General features: G+C 55.5%; 16 protein-coding genes and 1 tRNA gene. 4 read left to right on the forward strand and 13 right to left on the reverse strand.

The annotated features are described in order from the left end of the window. Window positions 1-13 precede the first annotated feature (13 nt). From MHH78_RS24725 to MHH78_RS24745, 5 genes are all read right to left on the reverse strand, one after another. A complete protein-coding gene (locus MHH78_RS24725) occupies window positions 14-2146 on the reverse strand; it encodes a hydantoinase/oxoprolinase family protein (protein ID WP_341169153.1) in 2133 nt (710 codons plus the stop codon). A 33-nt stretch (window positions 2147-2179) separates the two neighbouring features. Further along, window positions 2180-3526: a citrate transporter gene (locus MHH78_RS24730; protein WP_083684870.1), complete on the reverse strand. Its 1347-nt coding sequence runs from the start codon at window positions 3524-3526 to the stop codon at window positions 2180-2182. A gap of 226 nt (window positions 3527-3752) precedes the next feature. After that, window positions 3753-4163, reverse strand: a complete 411-nt coding sequence (locus tag MHH78_RS24735; RefSeq protein ID WP_341169154.1) for a hypothetical protein — start codon at window positions 4161-4163, stop codon at window positions 3753-3755. Between the two features lie 112 nt (window positions 4164-4275). Continuing rightward, complete coding sequence (locus MHH78_RS24740; protein ID WP_341169155.1) at window positions 4276-5166, reverse strand: ketopantoate reductase family protein; 891 nt, start codon at window positions 5164-5166, stop codon at window positions 4276-4278. Between the two features lie 379 nt (window positions 5167-5545). Beyond that, window positions 5546-5629, reverse strand: a tRNA-Leu gene (locus tag MHH78_RS24745). Between the two features lie 180 nt (window positions 5630-5809). Here MHH78_RS24745 and MHH78_RS24750 point away from each other — a divergent pair. Then, window positions 5810-6268, forward strand: a complete 459-nt coding sequence (locus MHH78_RS24750) for a hypothetical protein (protein WP_340992245.1) — start codon at window positions 5810-5812, stop codon at window positions 6266-6268. A 445-nt stretch (window positions 6269-6713) separates the two neighbouring features. Here MHH78_RS24750 and MHH78_RS24755 read toward each other — a convergent pair whose 3' ends face one another. From MHH78_RS24755 to MHH78_RS24775, 5 genes are all read right to left on the reverse strand, one after another. Continuing rightward, window positions 6714-7391, reverse strand: a complete 678-nt coding sequence (locus tag MHH78_RS24755; protein WP_341169156.1) for an AlkZ-related protein — start codon at window positions 7389-7391, stop codon at window positions 6714-6716. Further along, window positions 7388-8179, reverse strand: coding sequence for an SDR family oxidoreductase (locus MHH78_RS24760; protein WP_341169157.1), 792 nt, complete (start codon window positions 8177-8179; stop codon window positions 7388-7390). Before MHH78_RS24760 ends, MHH78_RS24755 begins: the two co-directional genes overlap by 4 nt. 19 nt (window positions 8180-8198) lie before the next feature. After that, on the reverse strand, window positions 8199-8420 hold the full coding sequence (locus MHH78_RS24765) for a hypothetical protein (protein ID WP_036725081.1): 222 nt from the start codon (window positions 8418-8420) through the stop codon (window positions 8199-8201). 131 nt (window positions 8421-8551) lie between these two features. Continuing rightward, complete coding sequence (locus MHH78_RS24770; protein WP_076078468.1) at window positions 8552-8869, reverse strand: hypothetical protein; 318 nt, start codon at window positions 8867-8869, stop codon at window positions 8552-8554. A gap of 108 nt (window positions 8870-8977) precedes the next feature. Next, window positions 8978-9547 (reverse strand): xanthine phosphoribosyltransferase, encoded by a 570-nt coding sequence (locus tag MHH78_RS24775; RefSeq protein WP_036725092.1) that lies wholly within the window; start codon window positions 9545-9547, stop codon window positions 8978-8980. Between the two features lie 176 nt (window positions 9548-9723). Here MHH78_RS24775 and MHH78_RS24780 point away from each other — a divergent pair, with 176 nt between their 5' ends. Next, window positions 9724-10857, forward strand: coding sequence for a YkvI family membrane protein (locus tag MHH78_RS24780; RefSeq protein ID WP_076078466.1), 1134 nt, complete (start codon window positions 9724-9726; stop codon window positions 10855-10857). Here MHH78_RS24780 and MHH78_RS24785 read toward each other — a convergent pair. Genes MHH78_RS24785 through MHH78_RS24795 form a run of 3 tightly spaced genes read right to left on the reverse strand, consistent with a single transcriptional unit; the run spans window position 10844 to window position 16873 of the window. Next, window positions 10844-14251: an AAA family ATPase gene (locus MHH78_RS24785; RefSeq protein WP_341169158.1), complete on the reverse strand. Its 3408-nt coding sequence runs from the start codon at window positions 14249-14251 to the stop codon at window positions 10844-10846. The two genes, MHH78_RS24780 and MHH78_RS24785, sit on opposite strands and share 14 nt — an antisense overlap. Further along, window positions 14248-15732: a metallophosphoesterase family protein gene (locus MHH78_RS24790; protein WP_341169159.1), complete on the reverse strand. Its 1485-nt coding sequence runs from the start codon at window positions 15730-15732 to the stop codon at window positions 14248-14250. The genes MHH78_RS24785 and MHH78_RS24790 overlap by 4 nt, the downstream gene beginning before the upstream one ends. Before the next feature lie 4 nt (window positions 15733-15736). Continuing rightward, window positions 15737-16873 (reverse strand): glycosyltransferase family 4 protein, encoded by a 1137-nt coding sequence (locus MHH78_RS24795; RefSeq protein WP_076078456.1) that lies wholly within the window; start codon window positions 16871-16873, stop codon window positions 15737-15739. 209 nt (window positions 16874-17082) lie between these two features. On the opposite strand from MHH78_RS24795, the gene MHH78_RS24800 reads away from it, so the two are divergent. Both MHH78_RS24800 and MHH78_RS24805 read left to right on the forward strand, forming a co-directional pair. Then, on the forward strand, window positions 17083-18489 hold the full coding sequence (locus MHH78_RS24800; RefSeq protein ID WP_341169160.1) for an RsmB/NOP family class I SAM-dependent RNA methyltransferase: 1407 nt from the start codon (window positions 17083-17085) through the stop codon (window positions 18487-18489). Between the two features lie 114 nt (window positions 18490-18603). Further along, window positions 18604-18693 carry a sporulation protein YjcZ gene (locus MHH78_RS24805; protein ID WP_143803672.1) on the forward strand — a complete coding sequence of 30 codons (90 nt, stop codon included), beginning with the start codon at window positions 18604-18606 and terminating at the stop codon, window positions 18691-18693. Window positions 18694-18721 lie beyond the last annotated feature (28 nt).

Consider the following 18721-nt stretch of genomic DNA (forward strand, 5'->3'; position numbering starts at 1 on the left):
TTCCGCGCGGCAATTAGCTCTGCTTGATATTGGCCGCCACGACAATAACCTCCGTGTCCGGCTCGAACGTGGATACCTCGATGTCCATCAGCAACTCTAGCTGTTCGAAGTCAGAGGCTGTAAAGTCCATCACCCGCGCGCCGATACACAGGTAAAAGTCAGGTCTTGCAATCAGCTCCGTCTGATACACAGCCATTGCCTCCCACAACTGCTTCACTGCACTCAGATAGTCCCCGGCTGTTGTCTTCAACGCCATAGCCCGGCCTCTCTGCACTTTGATGAAGCCTTTGGTATCCAGGATGCGGACTGCCCCGGCTTCACCGGCTTTATCCATCTTTTCGCCGAAAATACTGACATATCTAGTCTTCTGCAGCAGCTCCGTCCGCTCTACAGGGATGCGCATATCCTGGGCAGCCAGCTCCCGCAGCTCCGCCTCATCACATTCCTTCAGCAGCTCAGTCGTCTTCACCTCGGTGGAACCGGTAGCAATCGCTGTCACCTTGGAGGTCTGCGGATCAATATCGATATGAATCTCGATGCTCTCCGGTGTCGCTCCGCTCTGAATGGCCTTGTTCAAGGCTTCCATCTTCAGGGCGGCAATCACTTCCTTGGACGGCGACGGAATAATCCGCTCGACCACGTCCCGGACCATCGACAAGGCGACACCTATCGAAGAGATAACCTCGGCATTCTCGGGAATGCTGTATTTCAGGCCCATTTTCTCCGAAAAATAGACAATCAGCGAAGCCGCTCCGCCGCCCACGCCGACGAGGGAGATCTGATCCTTCTCCAGCTTGTATTTCTCAGCCAGTGCCAGAATGATCGGCTCGATCTTGGCATAGGCCTTCTCCATAATCTGCTTGGCGATATCCTCTACCGTCGTTCCGCAGTATTCCGCCAGTGCCTGTATCGCCCTTCTGGCCGCTTCCACATTCCCGTAGGAAAAGTGCTCCGGCTTCACCAGTCCCAGCACATTCGCCGCGCAGGAGTTCGTGATCGTCACCCGCTCCCCGTTCTCCAGCCGGATGGCCACATAATCAGCAGGATCACCCGGCTTCGGAGAAAAGAATTCGACCTGCGCTCCCTTGATCTGATCCGGATCGGTGAATACCGAATAATCCAGACCGCCGATATGCGCCGATCTGGGTCCGACATCGACCACTCCGCTCTTGTTCGCCCGGATCATGGACCCGCCGGCCACGCCGAGCACCCGTACATCCAGGGAATTGACATAGGTCGGATGACCGCCGACGATGGAATAGTCGATGGCCGGGCGGCCGTTTTTGATCACACCGATATTGGTAGTCGTGCCGCCGACCTCGAAGTACACCCCGTTCGACGCTCTCAGATACATCAGTGAGCCCATGACTGAAGCCGCCGGTCCCGACAGCATCGTCAACACAGGCCGTTTCTTCATCTCACTGATCTCCATGACGCCGCCGTCGCCTCTCATAATCATCAGCGGAACATGGACCCCGGCCTCCCGCACAGACTTCTCTGTGGAATTGGCGGTATCCAGCATCTTCGGCAGAATACTTGCATTAATCGCCGCCGTCCGGGTTCTGCGGGTCAGCCCGTATAATTTGGTGATGTCGGAGGCCATGGTGGTCGGCATGCCTTTTTTCTCTGCTTCTATATAGACCAGTTCCTCGGGCCGCCCGTTATCTACGCCAAAAGCCATCGAAGGCACAATCACCTGTGCCCCCTGCTGCTTTAATTCGTCAATCACCGTCAGCACGGAGGCTTCGGACATTTTTTTAATATTAAGAAAGCTATTGTAGATCTTGATCTCCTTGCCGTTGCCCAGGTCGATATTCTGAAGCCGCGTCTGACGCTTGGCGAGCCAGCCTTCCAGACCGCCCTTCGCCAGGCCGATGATGCCCACCTGGGCAATATCGCCCTCGATCAGCGCATTCGTTGCCTGCGTGGTACTGTGGGCCACGAACACTACATCCTCCGGACGGATATTGTTCTCCTCCAGGCAATTCATGAAGCATTTCACCACACCTGCGGCTACGCCTGTGGCATGATCATGCGTCGTCTTCACGGACGATTTGCCGATAATCTCATGTGTCGCGTTGTCAATCGCAACTGCTTTGGTATGGGTTCCCCCTACATCGATCCCCATTCTAACCATTGTACTCATATGATTTCTCCGTTTCTCTTCATTAATATTGTGCTACACCAGATTGCCGTACATGAAGAACACAACCGCACACAGAATAATCCCGATGATCCAGCCGGTAGGAATCGACATCTTCATATATTCCTTGGCCGGAACCTTCGTATAGCCGAAGCCCCAGGCCACCCAGGACTGTGTAACGTCCAAATGCTGCGGTGCTACTGTAGTAATGGCGAACAGCGGATAGAGGAATTGTACCGGCCAGGCAGCGGTTGCCACCACGACAGCCAGGATGGCAGAACCCGAACCGACAAGATTCATCGGGCCGCGGAAGAAGCCGAGCGGTGTCAGAATGGCGAAGACAATACACAAGAGCAGCGCGGTCTGGGGCATTGCGCCGTCCAGCAGGGTTTTGAAATAAGGGGATGCATAGGTAGCAGCATTATTGAACATCGACAGCGTAAGCAGGAACCCGATCATCGGCGCTACATCTATGGCTCCGTCCGCGAACTGCTTCGACAGCATTCTGCAAACGCTTGCAAAACCGCCCTTCAGCTTACCGCAGGTCAACAGGGCGAACAAGGCGGCGAAGATAAATCCAAAAATGATCGGAACCTTGAGCACCACCACACCTACTACTGGCAGAATGATCGAGATCCAGGAGATAGCAGGTGCATCTACAGTAGCTCCGCTATCCGGTGTTGCCGCCCAGGCCCGGGAGAGCTTCCGGTTCATCATCACATTAGATACCACCAGAACCACGATCAAGGATACAGCCATTGCAATCATGCCGAATTTGAAATATGTATTGTAGTCGTAGCTGGCATAACTCTCATTGGCTGTTGCAAAAATCGCCTGATATTGCTTAAAGTTCACAATGTTCCCGAAGATCCCCGCCATGATTGAGCCCATGAAGGAGAACAGGGCAATCGGTGAAGGAATCCCGAGCGACAGCATGATCGGCAGCACGATGACCGCAATGGAGATTACCGGGCCGATACCGGTCATGGATGTGAAGATTACAGCGGTAACGATACACAGCAGAGACATGGTGATTCTGGGTTTGTCTCCCCCAAGCTCTACAACCTTACGAATCAGAGTAGCGGCAATCCCGGTGTCGATCAGGACTCTTCCGAAGAAGGCGCCGAAGAAAATATTAACCAGGATCGCCTTCCCGTAATTCTCCGGCCCTGTCTGGAATACGTTGGTAAGGACATCAATGAAAGTCTTGCCCTCCATCACGGAGGTAGGATGAATGCTATTTCCGATCAGGGCAATCGAGGTCCACAGCACCGACATGACGAAGAAGCCAACCATGAGGTTATACCCCTTGACGCAATACCACACCAATCCAAAAAACGATAAGACCATAATGAAACCGATTACAACATTAGCCACATCCACAAAATAACCTCCTGAAGTAGGATAAATGAGTTAACATGCTAACATGCTATTCATGTATACTGACATGTTAGTTTGCCACGTGAAAATATTAACATGATCAATCTTCAGGCGTCAATACCCTTCTGCACGTTATTTCAGGGGATTTTGAGAGGGCTGTACACAGCAAAAAAAACAGAGGCTGCAGGTGATTACCATCCTGTGCCTCTGTTGATTCCCATATACCTCTTTAGTTATCATTCTTCAACACCTGGTCACGATACCGCTGAAATTGCTCCCAGGATTGCTCCGCTTGCTCAGGCTGCTCAAAATCGATATAGCCGGAATCCGATGTATCCAGCGCATAAGCCTCCAGTGTCTCACAGACCAGCCGGATCGTCTCCATCACCGTTCCCCCGCCCCGGACATGCAGCATGATGGAATTCACAAGCTCCTCATCACCTGTGTTGAACTCGATCGAATACCCCTCGCCCTCAAGGAAGCCCCAAGCCTTATCCCGGTAATCCAGGTTCGGTATACGGCGGGTCAGCTTCTCAATGATTTCATCACGTTGTCCCAGGGGAGGCACTGGGGGCTGCTCCTCCTCCGGCGCTTCAAAATCGTACTTCTCTTTCATGATAAATACATCCCAGCTCATCATTGCTCACTCCTTGGTTAAGATTGAGGCAGAATTAGTAGTACAGACTGCAGCGATGTAATACATTTAACCCTTTTTTGCAGGTTTTAATTGCTCAGATTACAATGATCCGGTATCAGCTGTTCTGCATAGATAAAAATTTCGTCAGATCCTGCTCCAGCTGCACAACCTCCTGGTTCGCAGCATTCGCATAATCCGGCAGCAGCATATCTTTAACCATTTTCGTGCGTAGCCAAGCAATGAAGAGAACATCCAGTATGAAGCTTGGGAGCTTTGGGACTATTGTAAAAAGTGGCGGATCAACGGCAACACCCGCTTGTTTTATTTTCCTGAGGTACGCTTTGAGAGTAACTGTTATTTGACGTGCCGTCTTTCGGGTTCGGGCCGGATCTGCGTTTCCGCCGTACAAACTGCCCAGCAGAGCAATGTCGGATACGGAATGGGTGATTAGAAACGCCTGCATATCCTTTTTGATAACGTAAGGAAGCTTGGCGGCTTGAAATACTTGTGCGAGCTTTAAGACGCGCTGCGTCACTGCGCCGTTCACTTCGCCAAATGAGGTGGCCACTAGAAACTTGGGCATGAACCGGGCGTACAGGACCCCATCTTTAATCTGTCCGCCGAAGCCGGGAAAAGCCGGCAGGAGCCGATCCCCGACAATCCTCCGCCACGAAGAAAATCCAATGGAGCTATTGGTCATCGTAACAATATTCGGGCTTTGATTATCCTTAAGCGCCAACAACGCTGACTCGGCGCGGTCATAACGGACGGTAACGAAAATAAAATCGTATATATCGTCATTTTCGAGCGTATCCATGACCTTCACCGGAATCGTTCTGACTGACCCTTTGTCATGATATTGCAGACCTTTTTCTTGTAAAGATCTGAATCTGTCCGAACGTGCAAACAGGCTAACGTCAAACCCGGCTTCCATAAGCTTCATTGCATAGATGCTTCCGATCACACCTGCACCGAAAATTAAAATTCTTTCTTGCTTTGCTGACATCTTACCACCCCGCCGATTCATATTTCCGTATGGTCATCCAACAACATGTTGTATGATGTGATCATAAAACTTTAGGATTCCTTGATCAATCATCAATTTTTTAATATCTGTAGGATGATATCTTATACACCAGCAGGAGGGACACATGAAAAAACAACCTGACGACGGCCCTTTCTTTATTTCGTCTTTGGCTCCAAAGAGATAAGGATCTACCCCCAGAAGAATTCACCAAGTTAGCGGAGAATTTATATTCAAGAGGAATTACGACTTATACTAAAGAATGAGGATGCCGCACCAGCGAAGAAGGGAAGGAAAATAAACACAACAAAGGCCCGTCCACTCCCACAAGGGTAAATGAACGGGCCTTTATAATCTGCGATGCGGTCAAGAGGACTCGAACCTCCACGATATTGCTACCACTGGCACCTGAAGCCAGCGCGTCTGCCAATTCCGCCATGACCGCATATTCAGTTGACTTGCTTTCGCAGTCACAAGATAGATCTTACCATGCCGGAATTATGGAGTCAAGTTTATTTTATTGTAAATTGCTATCCATAAATTGCAAGTAAAATATTGCTTTTATTTGCGGAATCGGTGTATAATGAGAACAAAGGTTCGCATACTATAAATGAGGTGATTTATAATGGCGATTACCAAGAGACACCCCCTAACTACACCAACCATCCCTGAGAATATAACCAAAGATGAATTGTCCCTGGTCAGAAGCTATCTGCTGCTAACGTTTATTCATAAAGTATTTGAACGGGACTGCCGTGCCATCGGCAAGAGCGGTCTGTTCAAGACTCCCCAGCTCTACATGGAGCTGGTATCCAGCGCTACCAAGAAGACATCCCTGATGCTGCAGGAGGTTACCCGCGAGCTTACCTCCCATCAGCTGAAGATCAATACCGTCCGCCAGGACCAGCGCGGAGTTACCGCCGAGTATAACTGCCGGGGCTATGTCGGCGAGATCCATATTCTATGGCCCGGCTTCCGTAATGAAATGATGCAGCGCATGCGTGCCTACCTCGGACTGGGTGCCGAGCTTGCCTCCGTCCTTCCCCGGGAAGAACAAGCCGAACAGTTGGCGATGTCCATCTAAGCCGCATCTTGTAATGGATTGTATTACTGACATAAGAGCCTCGTCCTATTCTGGACGAGGCTCTTGGTGCGGGTACAGATCAATATATGATACGTTGACGGGGAGTGGTTTGATTAGACTTTGTCGTCTGGAGTACAGGCACAGGTAGCTCCACGCGAGCAATTGTAATTGGTTTTTCGATTACATTTGGAGCAGGTACCTTCGCGCGAGCAATTGTAATCGGTTTTTTGATTACATTTGGACCAGGTACCTCCACGCGAGCAATTGTAATCGGTTTTTCGATTACATTTGGAGCAGGTAGCTCCACGCGAGTAATTATAATCGGTTTTTCGACTATATTTGGACCAGGTAGCTCCACGCGAGCAATTGTAATTGGTTTTTCGCATACATTTGGCTCAGGTGCCTTCATGTGAGCTATTGTGTTCGGTTTTTGTGACGCCTAACCTTACTTTAGAACCTTCTCCAGCTGCTTCGATCCTGCCTCCGGGAACAGCTTGGCCGTATGCTCCATAATCCGCTCCCTGGATGACACTGGCTGATCATTGTAACGCGAAGTCACATAATCTGCTCCAAATACATACTCGCTCACGGCATAACGCCCGATTCCCCAGCCGTAGGGACGGCCATGCTTGTCCTGCTTATACTCGAATTTGCTGGCTGTAATGTAGGTCTGCATCTGGAGCAGCGTCATGGCTGTGTCGAAGCCTTTCGCACCTTTGGCCGCGAAGCCGGACAGCCCTTTAAGATCACTGGAGAGCAGCCCCGCCTCATGCCCCAGCAGCACATCCATGATTCGTTTGCTGGCCATGGAGGCCAGTCCGTCATCATATCTGGCATCGAAATCATAACCGTCCCGGCGGTAATTGGCGAAGTCCGGGTACCATTCTCTGCTGATGAACCCGGCCTTCTTGTTAAAAAGCTTCGCATAAGCGATCTCGCCCCCGGCCGCAATCTCCTCGCGCCACTCCCACGGCCCTTCTACCCCCTTCACGAACCAGTAGCCCGCAGGAGTGCATTCCTCCAGAGAGAAGCCTGCGATCTCGCAGCGGAACATGGGCAGGTAACCGATCTCCCGCACCAGCGCGGCCAGTTCCCCGGCATTCTTAATAACGGGCAGCTTCATGATTGCCCTCCAGGGTGGTAGGTCCAGCCCTCATCTCCGTGATAAATCATCTGCTTGCCCATCCCGCCATCGATTGTAATATTCTCGCCCGTTATGAATCCCGCAGCCTCACTGCACAAGAACAGCACCATGCCTGCGATATCCGCCGGAGTTCCTACCCTTCCCGCAGGATGCTGCAGGCGATCCGGCTCTGTATGAACCGGCTCTGCCGATTCCTCTGTACCGTGATAAGCGGTGGTATCAATCCAACCCGGGCTGATTGCATTAACCCGCACTTTGCCGCTAAGACTTACACTAAGGGCGTGGGTCAATGCGCCGATCCCGCCTTTGGCCGCTGTATAACTCTCGGTATCCGGCTGAGACATCCGCTCCCGGCTGGAGGAGATATTCACAATAGAGGCTCCTTGGGCAAAATGAGGCTTAAGCCGCAGCGTCAGGTAATAAGGCGCCGTCACTCCAATCCGCTGCACATACTCGAAATCCTCATAGCTGCATTCTGATTGCAGCCCTTTACGGCTGATACAGGCATTGTTAATCAGGTAATCCACCTGTCCGTAGCGGCTGATTACCTGTGAGATGAAATCATCCAGCACCGGCTGTTCCGCAATGTCTCCCTGATAAAAGAACAGACGCTCTCTTCCATACTTGGCCTCCAGCCAGCGTCCGGCAGCAAGATCCGTATCGATGCAGGCAACCACTGCTCCGGCCTTCAGTAATTCCTCGGTGAGGCAGCGTCCGATTCCGCCTGCACCTCCGGTAACGATCGCTATTTTATGATGATGACTCATCTTGACCTCCATTCTCCGCTCATTCCGGGGTATAGGCTTCCGGTCTCGGCTCGCTCACCGGCTGATACAGGTATCTCCGGTCCAGCTTCACCACATGCTTGTTCGGACGCCGGATCATCACCTGGGTCTCGTCCCAGGCCAGCACGATTCCCCGGATATCATTGCTCGCCAGCCCGTCGCGTACAACTCTTATCCGCTCACCGGAAATCCGGTAGGCATCCAGTTGTTCATCACTTATCATAGTATTCTTACTCCCCTCTCTGTGCTTAGCTTGTCCAATTTAACTCTGAATCCGGTCATGAAAAAGACCCAAATGAGAATCATCCGGGTCTAGTTATCTTTCAAAAGCAATCTGTATGTCTTATGAAGTTCCTATATCAGCGCTTCATTCTTCTCAAACCAGAAGTCAAGAACTTTAGCGGACATCACACGTTGTTCCAGATATTCGACCTGATGCTCTGTGAATGTCTGTCTCCAGCCATACGACAGCTCTTCACACAAACTTGTGATTGTCAAAAGCTCCGACCAAGCAACATAACGTTTGTACCAGAAAAATTGAGGATGTTCGATCATATAGGGATACAAATCGTCGAACTCCGTGTGTTTGCAATCCAGCGCACGTTCGAAATGATCCTTAGCCTCGGTTAGTTTATCAATAAAAAATTGCTCTGTCACCGGTTCTTTCCCCATTGTGACGCCTCCTCTCTCATGTCTAATTTTTATTATAAAGGAAAACTTATAGGGTGAAAAGCAGATGTTTCAAAAATAGGCTGTGTTCCTGTTATTGTCACTTCAGCCTTATCCAAAAACAATCGTCCCGTCATTAAGAGAGGTGATATCAACAAGAGACTCCAGACGGATTCCCTGTTCCCGGATCGTGCGTGCACCGGCCTGGAAGCTTTTTTCGACCACTACGCCAAGGCCCACCAGCTCGGCACCTGAACGCTGGATAATCTTAATCAGGCCGCGCGCCGCGTCGCCATTGGCGATAATATCATCGATGAAGAGGATTTTGTCATCCTCCGAGATGAACTGGCGGGACAGCATAATGTCCGTAACAATCCCTTTGGTAAAAGATGGAACCCGTTCACACAGAGCGTCGGGATCAGCCAGCAGCGTTTTTTTGCGCCGGGCAAACACCAGCGGCACCTTCATCTCATAAGCGGTGGCAAATGCCACGGCAATCCCCGAGGATTCCACAGTCACTACGCGAGTAACTCCAGCCTCAGCAAATCTGCGGGCAAATTCCCGTCCCATTTCCATCGTCAGCATCGGATCGACCTGGTGGTTAAGCAGTCCATCCAGCTTGAGCACCTGATCCGAGACGACTACGCCTTCCTCCAATATCCGCTGTTTCAATAATTCCATCATTGTAAACCTCCATTACCCTTTATAGACGTTCCACCGAAATCGCACCTGTTCGTCCAGGCGGAAGTCATGTCCCTCTGTTCCTCATCATAACCTGTACTATGCGGACTACACAAGGCTATATCCTTGCAGGCCCCGCAATTGTAAACTTCGCAGCATTCATAAGGAGGCTAAGCATGAAGTCACATATCCGCACATTACAGATCGCTTTCACTTATATTGGCACCATTGTCGGCGCCGGATTCGCTACCGGCCAGGAAATCCTCCGTTTTTTCACCAGATACGGCCACTGGGCGCTGCTGACGATTCTATTCTCTGCCGCTCTCTTTATCTGGCTGGGCACCAAAATGATGATCATCGCCCGGAAAATCTCTGCGGACTCGTATGAGGATTTCAACCGCCACCTGTTCGGAGCCAAGACCGGGACCATCATCAGCCTGTTTACCATGATTATTCTGATCGGGGTGAACAGCATCATGCTGGCAGGCGCCGGGGCGATCTTCAAGGAGCATCTCAGCCTCCCTTATCAGGCGGGGCTGCTTCTGACGATCCTCGGATCTTACTTGCTGCTGAAGCGCGGCATTTCGGGAATTCTGCAGATCAACAGCCTGGTGGTGCCCCTGATGCTTACTTTGTCGCTGATCCTTGTCTGTAATACGCTGGGCGTCCCGGGAGCCGACCGCTTCCTCTTCCTGCCCACGGATCACAGCGGCATCAATGCCTGGATCTCTCCGCTGCTCTATACTTCGTTCAACCTTGGCATGGCCCAGGCAGTGCTGGTTCCGCTGGCCCGTCATACGGATGACGAACGTGCGCTGGTGCGCGGCGGGATTCTGGGCGGAGCGGGCATCGGGTTCATGCTGCTGGCGGCCCATTTTGCCATGAGCTCGCAGATGCCGGGTATCCTGCAGTTCGAGATTCCGATGGGAAGCATCGCCATCCGGTTGGGTCCGGTGGTGCAGATGGTCTTCTTGCTGCTAATCTTCATGGAAATCTTCAGCACCTTCGTCGCCGGTATCTACGGAGTAAGCGTACAGCTCCAGCAGCGGCTCCCAGTCGCCCCTGCGCTTGTCGCCCCGCTGCTGATGCTGATCTGCTATGTGTTCAGCCAATTCGGCTTCAGCTCGCTGCTGGGCATCTTCTACCCGATCTTCGGCGCGCTGTGTCTGATATGGGTGGTCATGCTGGTGCGCTCCCCTATGTCTCCGCCGCCGGGGCAGGGCAAGCCGCCCACAGGAGGAGCGGGCGGCAAGAAGCAGGGAATCACGATTGTCAGCATCAAGCCTGCGATCCGCACTACACGGAAATAACTGCTGCGGCAGGAATGCTGCCCGCCACAGCTTCGGCGACATGACGATGGCAGGTCATCATGACGATCTGCCGGGAAGAAGACAGCTCACCAAGCAGAGCCAGAGCCGCATGAAGCCGGTATTCATCGAAGTTAACGAACAGATCATCGAAGAACAGCGGCAGATTCACCTTGCTGCTCATCGTTTCTGCCAGGGCCAGCCGGATTGCCAGATACAACTGCTCCGCAGTTCCCCGGCTGAGCAGCCCGCTGTCCAGCAGTCCGGCATCCTTATGTTCAGCCTTCAGCTCCTTATGCCCCAGCGTCATGACAATCCGGCGGTATTCCCCGTGCGTGAGCTTCGCGAAATACACGGAGGCCAGCTGCAGCACCTGAGGCTGCTTCTCCTGCTCATAGATCCGGCGTGTCCGGCCCATCAGCTCGGCCGCCAGCGCCGTTACCGCATATTGCCCGGCCAGATTACGCAGTGCCGCCCGCTGTTCCTCCAGTTGCTGGAGTGCAGTATCTTCCTTGCCGCGCTTCGTCAATGCTTCCCGTTCCTGCAGCAGCTTGCCGCGCTGCTCAAGCAGTGCGCTGCGTTCCTCTTCAAGCTCGGCCGCCGCTTCTTCCGCGGCCTGACGCTCCTGCGCAAGCCGCCCAGCGTCCAGATGCGTGAGCAGACTCAGCAGCTCTGCCCGGCCTTCGTCATCCCATCCGCTGAACATCGCCAGCTCCGCTTGACGCACGGACCGCGTAACCTCTATCCGCCTCAGCCACGCCGAGGAACGGCGCAGGAACTGCTCGCCGTCCTCAGCACCGCCTTCCTCCAGCAGCTTCGAGCAGCGCAGGTTCAATTCCGCCTGCTCCCTGTGATTCGCTGCCAGCTCCTCCCGGACTTCAGCCAGCCGCGTCTCCACACTCTCTCTGCGCAGCAGCTCAGCCTTCAGCTGATCCCACTCCCGCTTCCGCAGCTCCAGCCAGGTTAATAGGGCGGCTGGTGTGGGGTGGCGGGGAGCAGCTGGAGTTGCGGGTGGATGCTGGGCGGTAGGATTGGTGGCGGGGAGCGGGTGCTGGTCAGTAGAATCGGTAGCGGGTAGTAATTGCTGCTCAGTAGGCTCGGTAACGGGTAGATGGTGCTGATCAGTAAGCGGAGTAGCGGGTAGTGATTGCTGGACAGTAGACACCCTGGCGCGCTGTGATTGCTGCTCAGCTATATAGGGAATAGTGTCTGGCCGTCCGGTCTCCGCAGCTGCAAGCAGCTTCATCCCTTCCTGTTCATAGAGTGCACATTCCGCCGCCAGTCCGCTTAGCCGCGCAGACCATTTGGCCTCCTGGCGCAGCAGCTCATGGCCCTGCTCTGCCAGGGCGAAAATATCCGGCAGGCTGTCCGGGGACAGCCCTTCGGGGAGTCTCCGCAGACGCAGCCAATCTTCGTAGCGCGCCGCCAGCTCTGTGAAGCGGGCCTCCGCTTCCTCCAGCTCGCCGGTCAGCACCTGCTCCTGTCCGCTCAGCCGCTCAAGCTCCGTCCGGCAGGCCTCGGCCTCAGCCGCCTGCCGGTCTACGCGCTGGCGCCAGCTGCCCCAGGCCTCCATCAGCCGGCGCAGCTCGCGCATCCCGGCCTCCAGCCCGCCTGCGTCAGGGCTGGACGCCTTGCTGCTCTCCCGCTCCGCACCGGAGAGCAGCTGCCCGCGCAGCCGCAGCATCTCCGCTGCGGCCTTGCCCGCCTCCCCGCCGCCCGGCTCCGGCGGGGAAACCGCCGCCCCCGCTGCGCGCAGGGCGGCCCAGAGCCACAGGTCCGCTGCGGCCAGCAGGCCGAGCGCGGACCATACGCTGACCGGCGGTGCGCCGGTCAGCCACAGCGCAGGCGGCAGCAGCAGCGTAAGCGCTGCGCCCGCCTGCAGGAAGCGCCGGTAGCGTGCCGCCCGGCGCCCGTTCGCGCCGGGGCGGCTGCCCCCGGCGGCGTCACTGCGGCGCGGGGCTGACGCGCCGCCTTCCGGGCCGAGCTGCGCTTCGCGCCAGCGCTCGGCGGCCTGCTGCAGCTCGTCCCAGAGCTGCACCAGTTCACGCGGGCTGCGCGCAGCCAGGCCCGCGAAGTCCGCTGCGCCGCTGGCGTGCTCCTGCGCCAGCAGGCGCTCGGCCGCCTGCAGCGCAGCAGCGGCGGCGGCCTTACGGGCGCGGAGGCTCAGCAGCTCCGCGCCCCGGGTCTCCATTTGCCGGTCATACCCGGCAAATGAGGCGGCATAACGCCGCGCGGCCTCCCGGTCCGCGGCAGCGGGGGTGAAGCCCGCAAGCTCTGCGGGATCCCAGCCTGCGCCAATGCTGCGCAGCAGGCGTTCCAGCTGCTCCCGCAGAGCCGTCAGCTCCGCGGCAAGCCGCTGCTGCTCCGCCCGCTTGTCCTCATAGCTGCTGCGGCTGCGGTCCAGCGCTTCGAGCGCAGGCCCCTGCTCCGCAAGCAGAGGGTCGGGCGGATTCGCCGCAAGCTCTGCGGTAAGCTCCGCCATCAGCCGTTCCAGCCGGAACGCTGCGCCCTGCAAGCTGCGCAGATCGGCTGTAAGTGACCTCCAGCGTTCCGCCCCGTTATCCGGGAACGATGCAATCACGGGAAGCTCTTCAAGCTCCAGCCGGCCTTCGCTCCATTTCAGCCACAGCTCCCGGATGTCCTGCGCCTTGCGCAGCTTCATCAGCCTTGCTCCGGCGAGCTCGCGGTCCAGCTTCATCTGCTCCAGCTGCTGCTCCGCAGCTTCCAGAGCCAGAGTATTCCCGTTATATCTTGGCAGATAAGAGCGGCTCTCCGCTACCTCCTGCTCCAGCTTCCCGATAGACTGCAGAATCCTGGCCGCCTCCTGGACCTTACCACGCGGCTTGTAGAGCTTCTCGGACTCTTGAACCAGACGCTTCTCTGCCCTCATAATCTCCCCGCCGCCGCCCATCCCGGCATGGAACAGGTAGCTGCTCATTTCCCCGGACTGCAAGGCACCCAGCTCCTGCAGCTCGTCAAGTGAGACAGCGAACAGCTGGCGGAACATACTCCGGGAGATGCCGCCAAGCAGACGCCGCTCCAGCTCCGCCTGATTCAGCTCCTCCGTGCGGCCATCCGGATGGCTGAGTACAATATGCAGCTTCTCTGCTCTACCCGGCCCCGCGCCGCCGGATGCATACCGGCGGATAGTCCATAATGCGCCGGACTCATCCCTTGCTTCCAGCACCCCGCCGTGCGTTCCCCCTTGCAGCGGCTCGTACCGTTCAGCCGGATTCCCCCGGCCGGGGATGCCGTACAGCATGGCACGGATGAACTGCAGGGTCGTGCTTTTACCCGCCTCGTTGCGTCCGAACAGAACCGTGACCCCTTCATTCAGTCCGATCTCCCGCTGAGCCAGCCTTCCGTAGCCGTCTATCCGCAATGAATCGATCTTCATTCCTCTACCTCCCGGCCTTGCTGTCCATCGCCATCTCCTGCATCCTCAGCAGCGGCCTTACTCATCACCCATCCGTCAGTATCCTTCGGCGTCCTTCCCGCCACCAGTTCAGACCCTTCCATGAACGATTCACTGCCCTTAGCAGACCAGTCCTTGCCTTCTTCCGCAGCATTCTGCGGCGTCCCGCCGGACTCTTCCAGTCCGCTCAGCAATGTGATTCCCAGCTCCACTGCACCTCTAAGCCATTCCTGCTTCTCTTCGGCTCCTATGGATAATAGCAGCCTGCGCAGCTCCTGATTCTCCATCATCGGTCTCAGCGCAGTAGCGACCAGCTCGTCCAACTCTGCGGCATTCCCGCCACTGTGTTCGGCAAGCCGCAGCATTTCACCGAGGAAGCTGTCCTCCAGAAGCAAGTGCTCACGGTCAACCGCAAGTCCCGTTTCGATGGAGAAGCCTTCCGTCCAGACCAAGCCTGCATATTCCTTGCGCACCGCACGCACAGCTTCCCGCCGCTGCAGCTCGGTGAGCAGGTCATCCGCCGCCCCCTTCTCCGCCAGCACCTTATGTATATCGCCCCGCCCCGTCAGGCGGAACCTGACCACAGACATCATCTGCGGGGTCTCGCTGCGGATATCCTCCACTGCATTCTCTACAGCGAGGGTCCACTCGGCCTCGTCAATGAGCCCATCAATAGAGAGCTCGCGGACCTGCCAGCGCACACTGTCCAGTTCATGGAAATCCAGCCGGACTCCCCCCTCTGCATTGACATCAACCGTATAGCAGCCCTTTGGCCCGGTCTCCTTAATGCTTCTCCCTTGAATATTGCCCGGATAGACGATAGGCGGATGCTCATGCAGAATACTCCGCTTATGAATATGCCCGAGCGCCCAATAGTCATAGCCCCTGCCGATCAGATCCTTCCGGGTGCACGGGGAGTACGTCTCATGCTGGAGATCCCCGTCCACATTGCCATGCAGCAGGGCGATATGGAACAGGCTGCTGCCCGGCTGGCGGCTGAAGCGCAGAGCTGTATTCTCTGTCACTTTGGAGGTCGGGTAGGAGATGCCGCTAACCACAGCTACCTCCCGTCCGTCTTCCCTGCGGCGGGCGGTCACGTGCTTCGGCTCACTGCCGCCGAATACCGTAACATGGGCAGGCGGTGCCGAATTAAGGCGCGGGCCGTCCAGCGGATCATGGTTACCGTGGATCAGGAACACCTGAATCCCGTGGCGTCCAAGTTCCTCCAGGGCCTCCCGGAACCGGAGCTGCCCCTGAAGCGAAGCATCTGAGACATCGTAGACGTCGCCGCTAATGACTACGAAATCTACCTTTTGCAGGATGGCTACGCCAACAAGCCGCCCGAGGGCGGCGAAGGTGGACTCCCGGAGATAGGAGCGGATATCCTGCGGGAGATGGGACAGACCGGCGAACCGGCTGTCTAGATGCAGATCCGCAGCATGCAGGAAACGAAAAGGAATCATAGCCTCACCCCTTCATTCCCGGCTGGAACTGCAGATAGGTTTTCTTCAGCTCATTGGCTACACGGGTCAGGGAGTAGAGGCTCTTTGCTTTATCCCAGGCCGAACGCGACAGCTCATAGCGGTAGCCGGGGTCCGTGATCACTTTTTCCAGGGCATCTGCCAGTCCCAGCTCATCATCCGGATTCACCAGCAGCCCGTTCACCCCGTCCTCAATCTGCTCGGGAATACCGCCCACATTCGTCCCGACCAGCGCCAGACAGCTCAGCGCAGCCTCGGCAAACACCGAACCAAACGCCTCCGCCCGCGAAGGCAATACGAAGATATCGAAGAACGGCATGAATTCCTCAGGATGCAGCGTATAGCCGTAAAAAATAGTCTCATTATAGATGCCCAGCTTCTGCGCAAGCTGCTCCAGCTCCGCCCGGCTCGGTCCGTCCCCGATGATATGCAGCACATATTCATGCCCCCGCTTCTTCAGCTCGGCACAGGCCTTGAACAGAATATCGATGCCTTTGGCCGGTACGAGACGGGTAACTGTGACCAGCTGCGGAATGTCATTCTCATGCGGGACAGGCTTGAACCGCTTCTCATCGAATCCGTTGGGAATGACTCCAATGCTGTCAGGCTGGTCAATATAAGGAGTCACATAATCGGCAAAAGCACGCGAAACCGTCATCAGCCGGTCACTCACCTGCTCCAGCTCCCGGTAAATCGCGACCAGGAACTGATGCTCAAGCCCCCCCTCGCGGATCAACCCGTTCAGAATCAATTCACGCTCATAGCTGGAGTGCAGCGTCTGAATCAAGGGAACATCAGGATAAATTCTCTTCATCGCCAGCCCTGCAATCGGATGATGGGCATGGATCAGATCATATTTTTTGCTCATGCGCAGCTTGGTCCACCAAATGTAATCCCGGTAGGTCTGAATGTATTTTTGCACAACCGGACTTTCGCCGTACACTGTCCAGTCGAAGGTCTCGAAGACGATGTCTTCGCGTCCCTTGCCCCGGATGCGCTTGGGCAGCCAGAACAAATCCATCTCCCAGCGGCTGGACCGGAAGCGTTCCTGGAGATAAGGGATCATAGAAGATACACCACCGGGCTGCTCCGGCGGGAAGAATAGCGCTTGCAGCAAGTTCATATAGGTACATCTCCCTTTACAATTGCCCTATTTACGGTGAAGCCCGGCAATTATGATATAGTTGTGTATATGTACAATTACAATTTCGGGTACTGCTGAGGTATAGGTACGCTAAGGTTCCATATCTTAATTTTATCGGTATCCACGAGAAACAGCAACTAAGATGACAGCTTTACTTATCTTGAACTTGGACTAGAGGAGAGTGATTTATGAATGAAGAACGACTGCCTGCCGCTTACACCGCCAATATTAGAGAGATGCTGGGGGATTCGGCGGACGCTTTTCTGAAGAGCTATCTTGCTGCGCGGACCCAGGGTCTGCGGTTCAATACTTTAAAAAGCAGTACACCTTCCGGCCGCACCGCAGCGGAGCAGGCAATCCCACAATTCGGCCTGTCACAGGTAACATGGTGTCCGTCAGGCTTCTATTACGAAGACCCCGCTCGCCCGGGGAGACATCCGTATCATAACGCCGGACTATATTATATTCAGGAGCCCTCCGCAATGTCCGCAGCCGAGCTGCTGAAGCCGCTTCCCGGAGAGATCGTTCTCGACCTCGCGGCCGCTCCCGGCGGCAAAACCACCCATATCGCCGCACTGATGCAAGGGGAAGGGCTGCTTATCTCCAATGAAATTCACCCGGAGCGGGCCAAAATCCTGGCAGAAAACGTCGAGCGGCTCGGCATAAGCAACACACTGGTTACTTCCGCAGCTCCTGGTGATCTCTCCAAAAGATTCCCTGAGGTGTTCGACCGCATTATGCTGGACGCGCCTTGCTCCGGTGAAGGCATGTTCCGCAAAGACCCTGCGGCGATAGACGAATGGTCCCCGAAGCATGTGGAGATCTGTGTAGCCAGACAGTGGGATATTCTGCAGGATGCTTATCTGATGCTGAAGACTGGCGGCCATATGGTCTATTCGACCTGTACCTTCAACCGCCAGGAGAATGAGGAGACGATGGAGCGCTTCGTACAGACCTATCCCGATATGGAGCTGATCGTTACGAAGCGGCTGTGGCCGCATCTGGAGCGGGGCGAAGGGCATTTCGTGGCCCTGCTGCACAAGGCGGCTTCAGCAGACCCGGCGGATTCTGCTCCGCGCAAGAGCCGGGGCAAGCGCGGTGAACGCGGCAGTGACGGTCCGAAGACAAGTGCTACGCTTAGGGAGGCCTATCAACAGTTCATGAGCTGGGCGGCGGCAGAGCTGCCCGGATTCGCCGATCGCGGCGTCCCGCTTCTTTTCGGCGAATCCCTGTATCTGCTGCCTGAGGCATTCAATGAGCGGCTGCACACCGGGATACTGGACGGGCTCAAGGTGCCGCGTGCCGGACTGCATATTGCCCATCTTAAGAAAAACCGGATCGAGCCCGCCCACGCCCTGGCCATGACACTCCGGCCGGATCAGGCGGCGCGCAGCTATGATATGCCTGCGGACGGCACGGAGATCCAGGCCTGGCTGCGCGGCGAGAGTCTGCCGGTTCCGCCAAGCCTGCATGGCTGGACGCTGGTAACCGTAGACGGCTTGCCCGTAGGCTGGGGCAAAGCCAGCTCCGGCCAGCTCAAGAATCATTTGCCCAAGGGTCTGCGGATCAGGGCAGCCCATATTGACGAAGTTTAGGCTGCTGACCAGTTCACGAATCCTTCACAAGCATATGATGTCATTATCCCATGGAGGTCCGCCGGACTTAAGGCGGCAAGTGGGAACAGACATGAATCAAGGGAGGAATCAGACATGGGTGCAGGTGTAGGCTTCACTTCGACCGGTGCGATCTTGGTACTCTTCATATTGCTCGTAATCATTTCCCGTTCGTTGTTCGTCTAATTCCGCTATAAGCAGCACAGCACACGGA

It is taken from the genome of Paenibacillus sp. FSL H3-0333 (assembly GCF_038002805.1).
Lineage (GTDB): Bacteria > Bacillota > Bacilli > Paenibacillales > Paenibacillaceae > Paenibacillus_AQ > Paenibacillus_AQ silagei.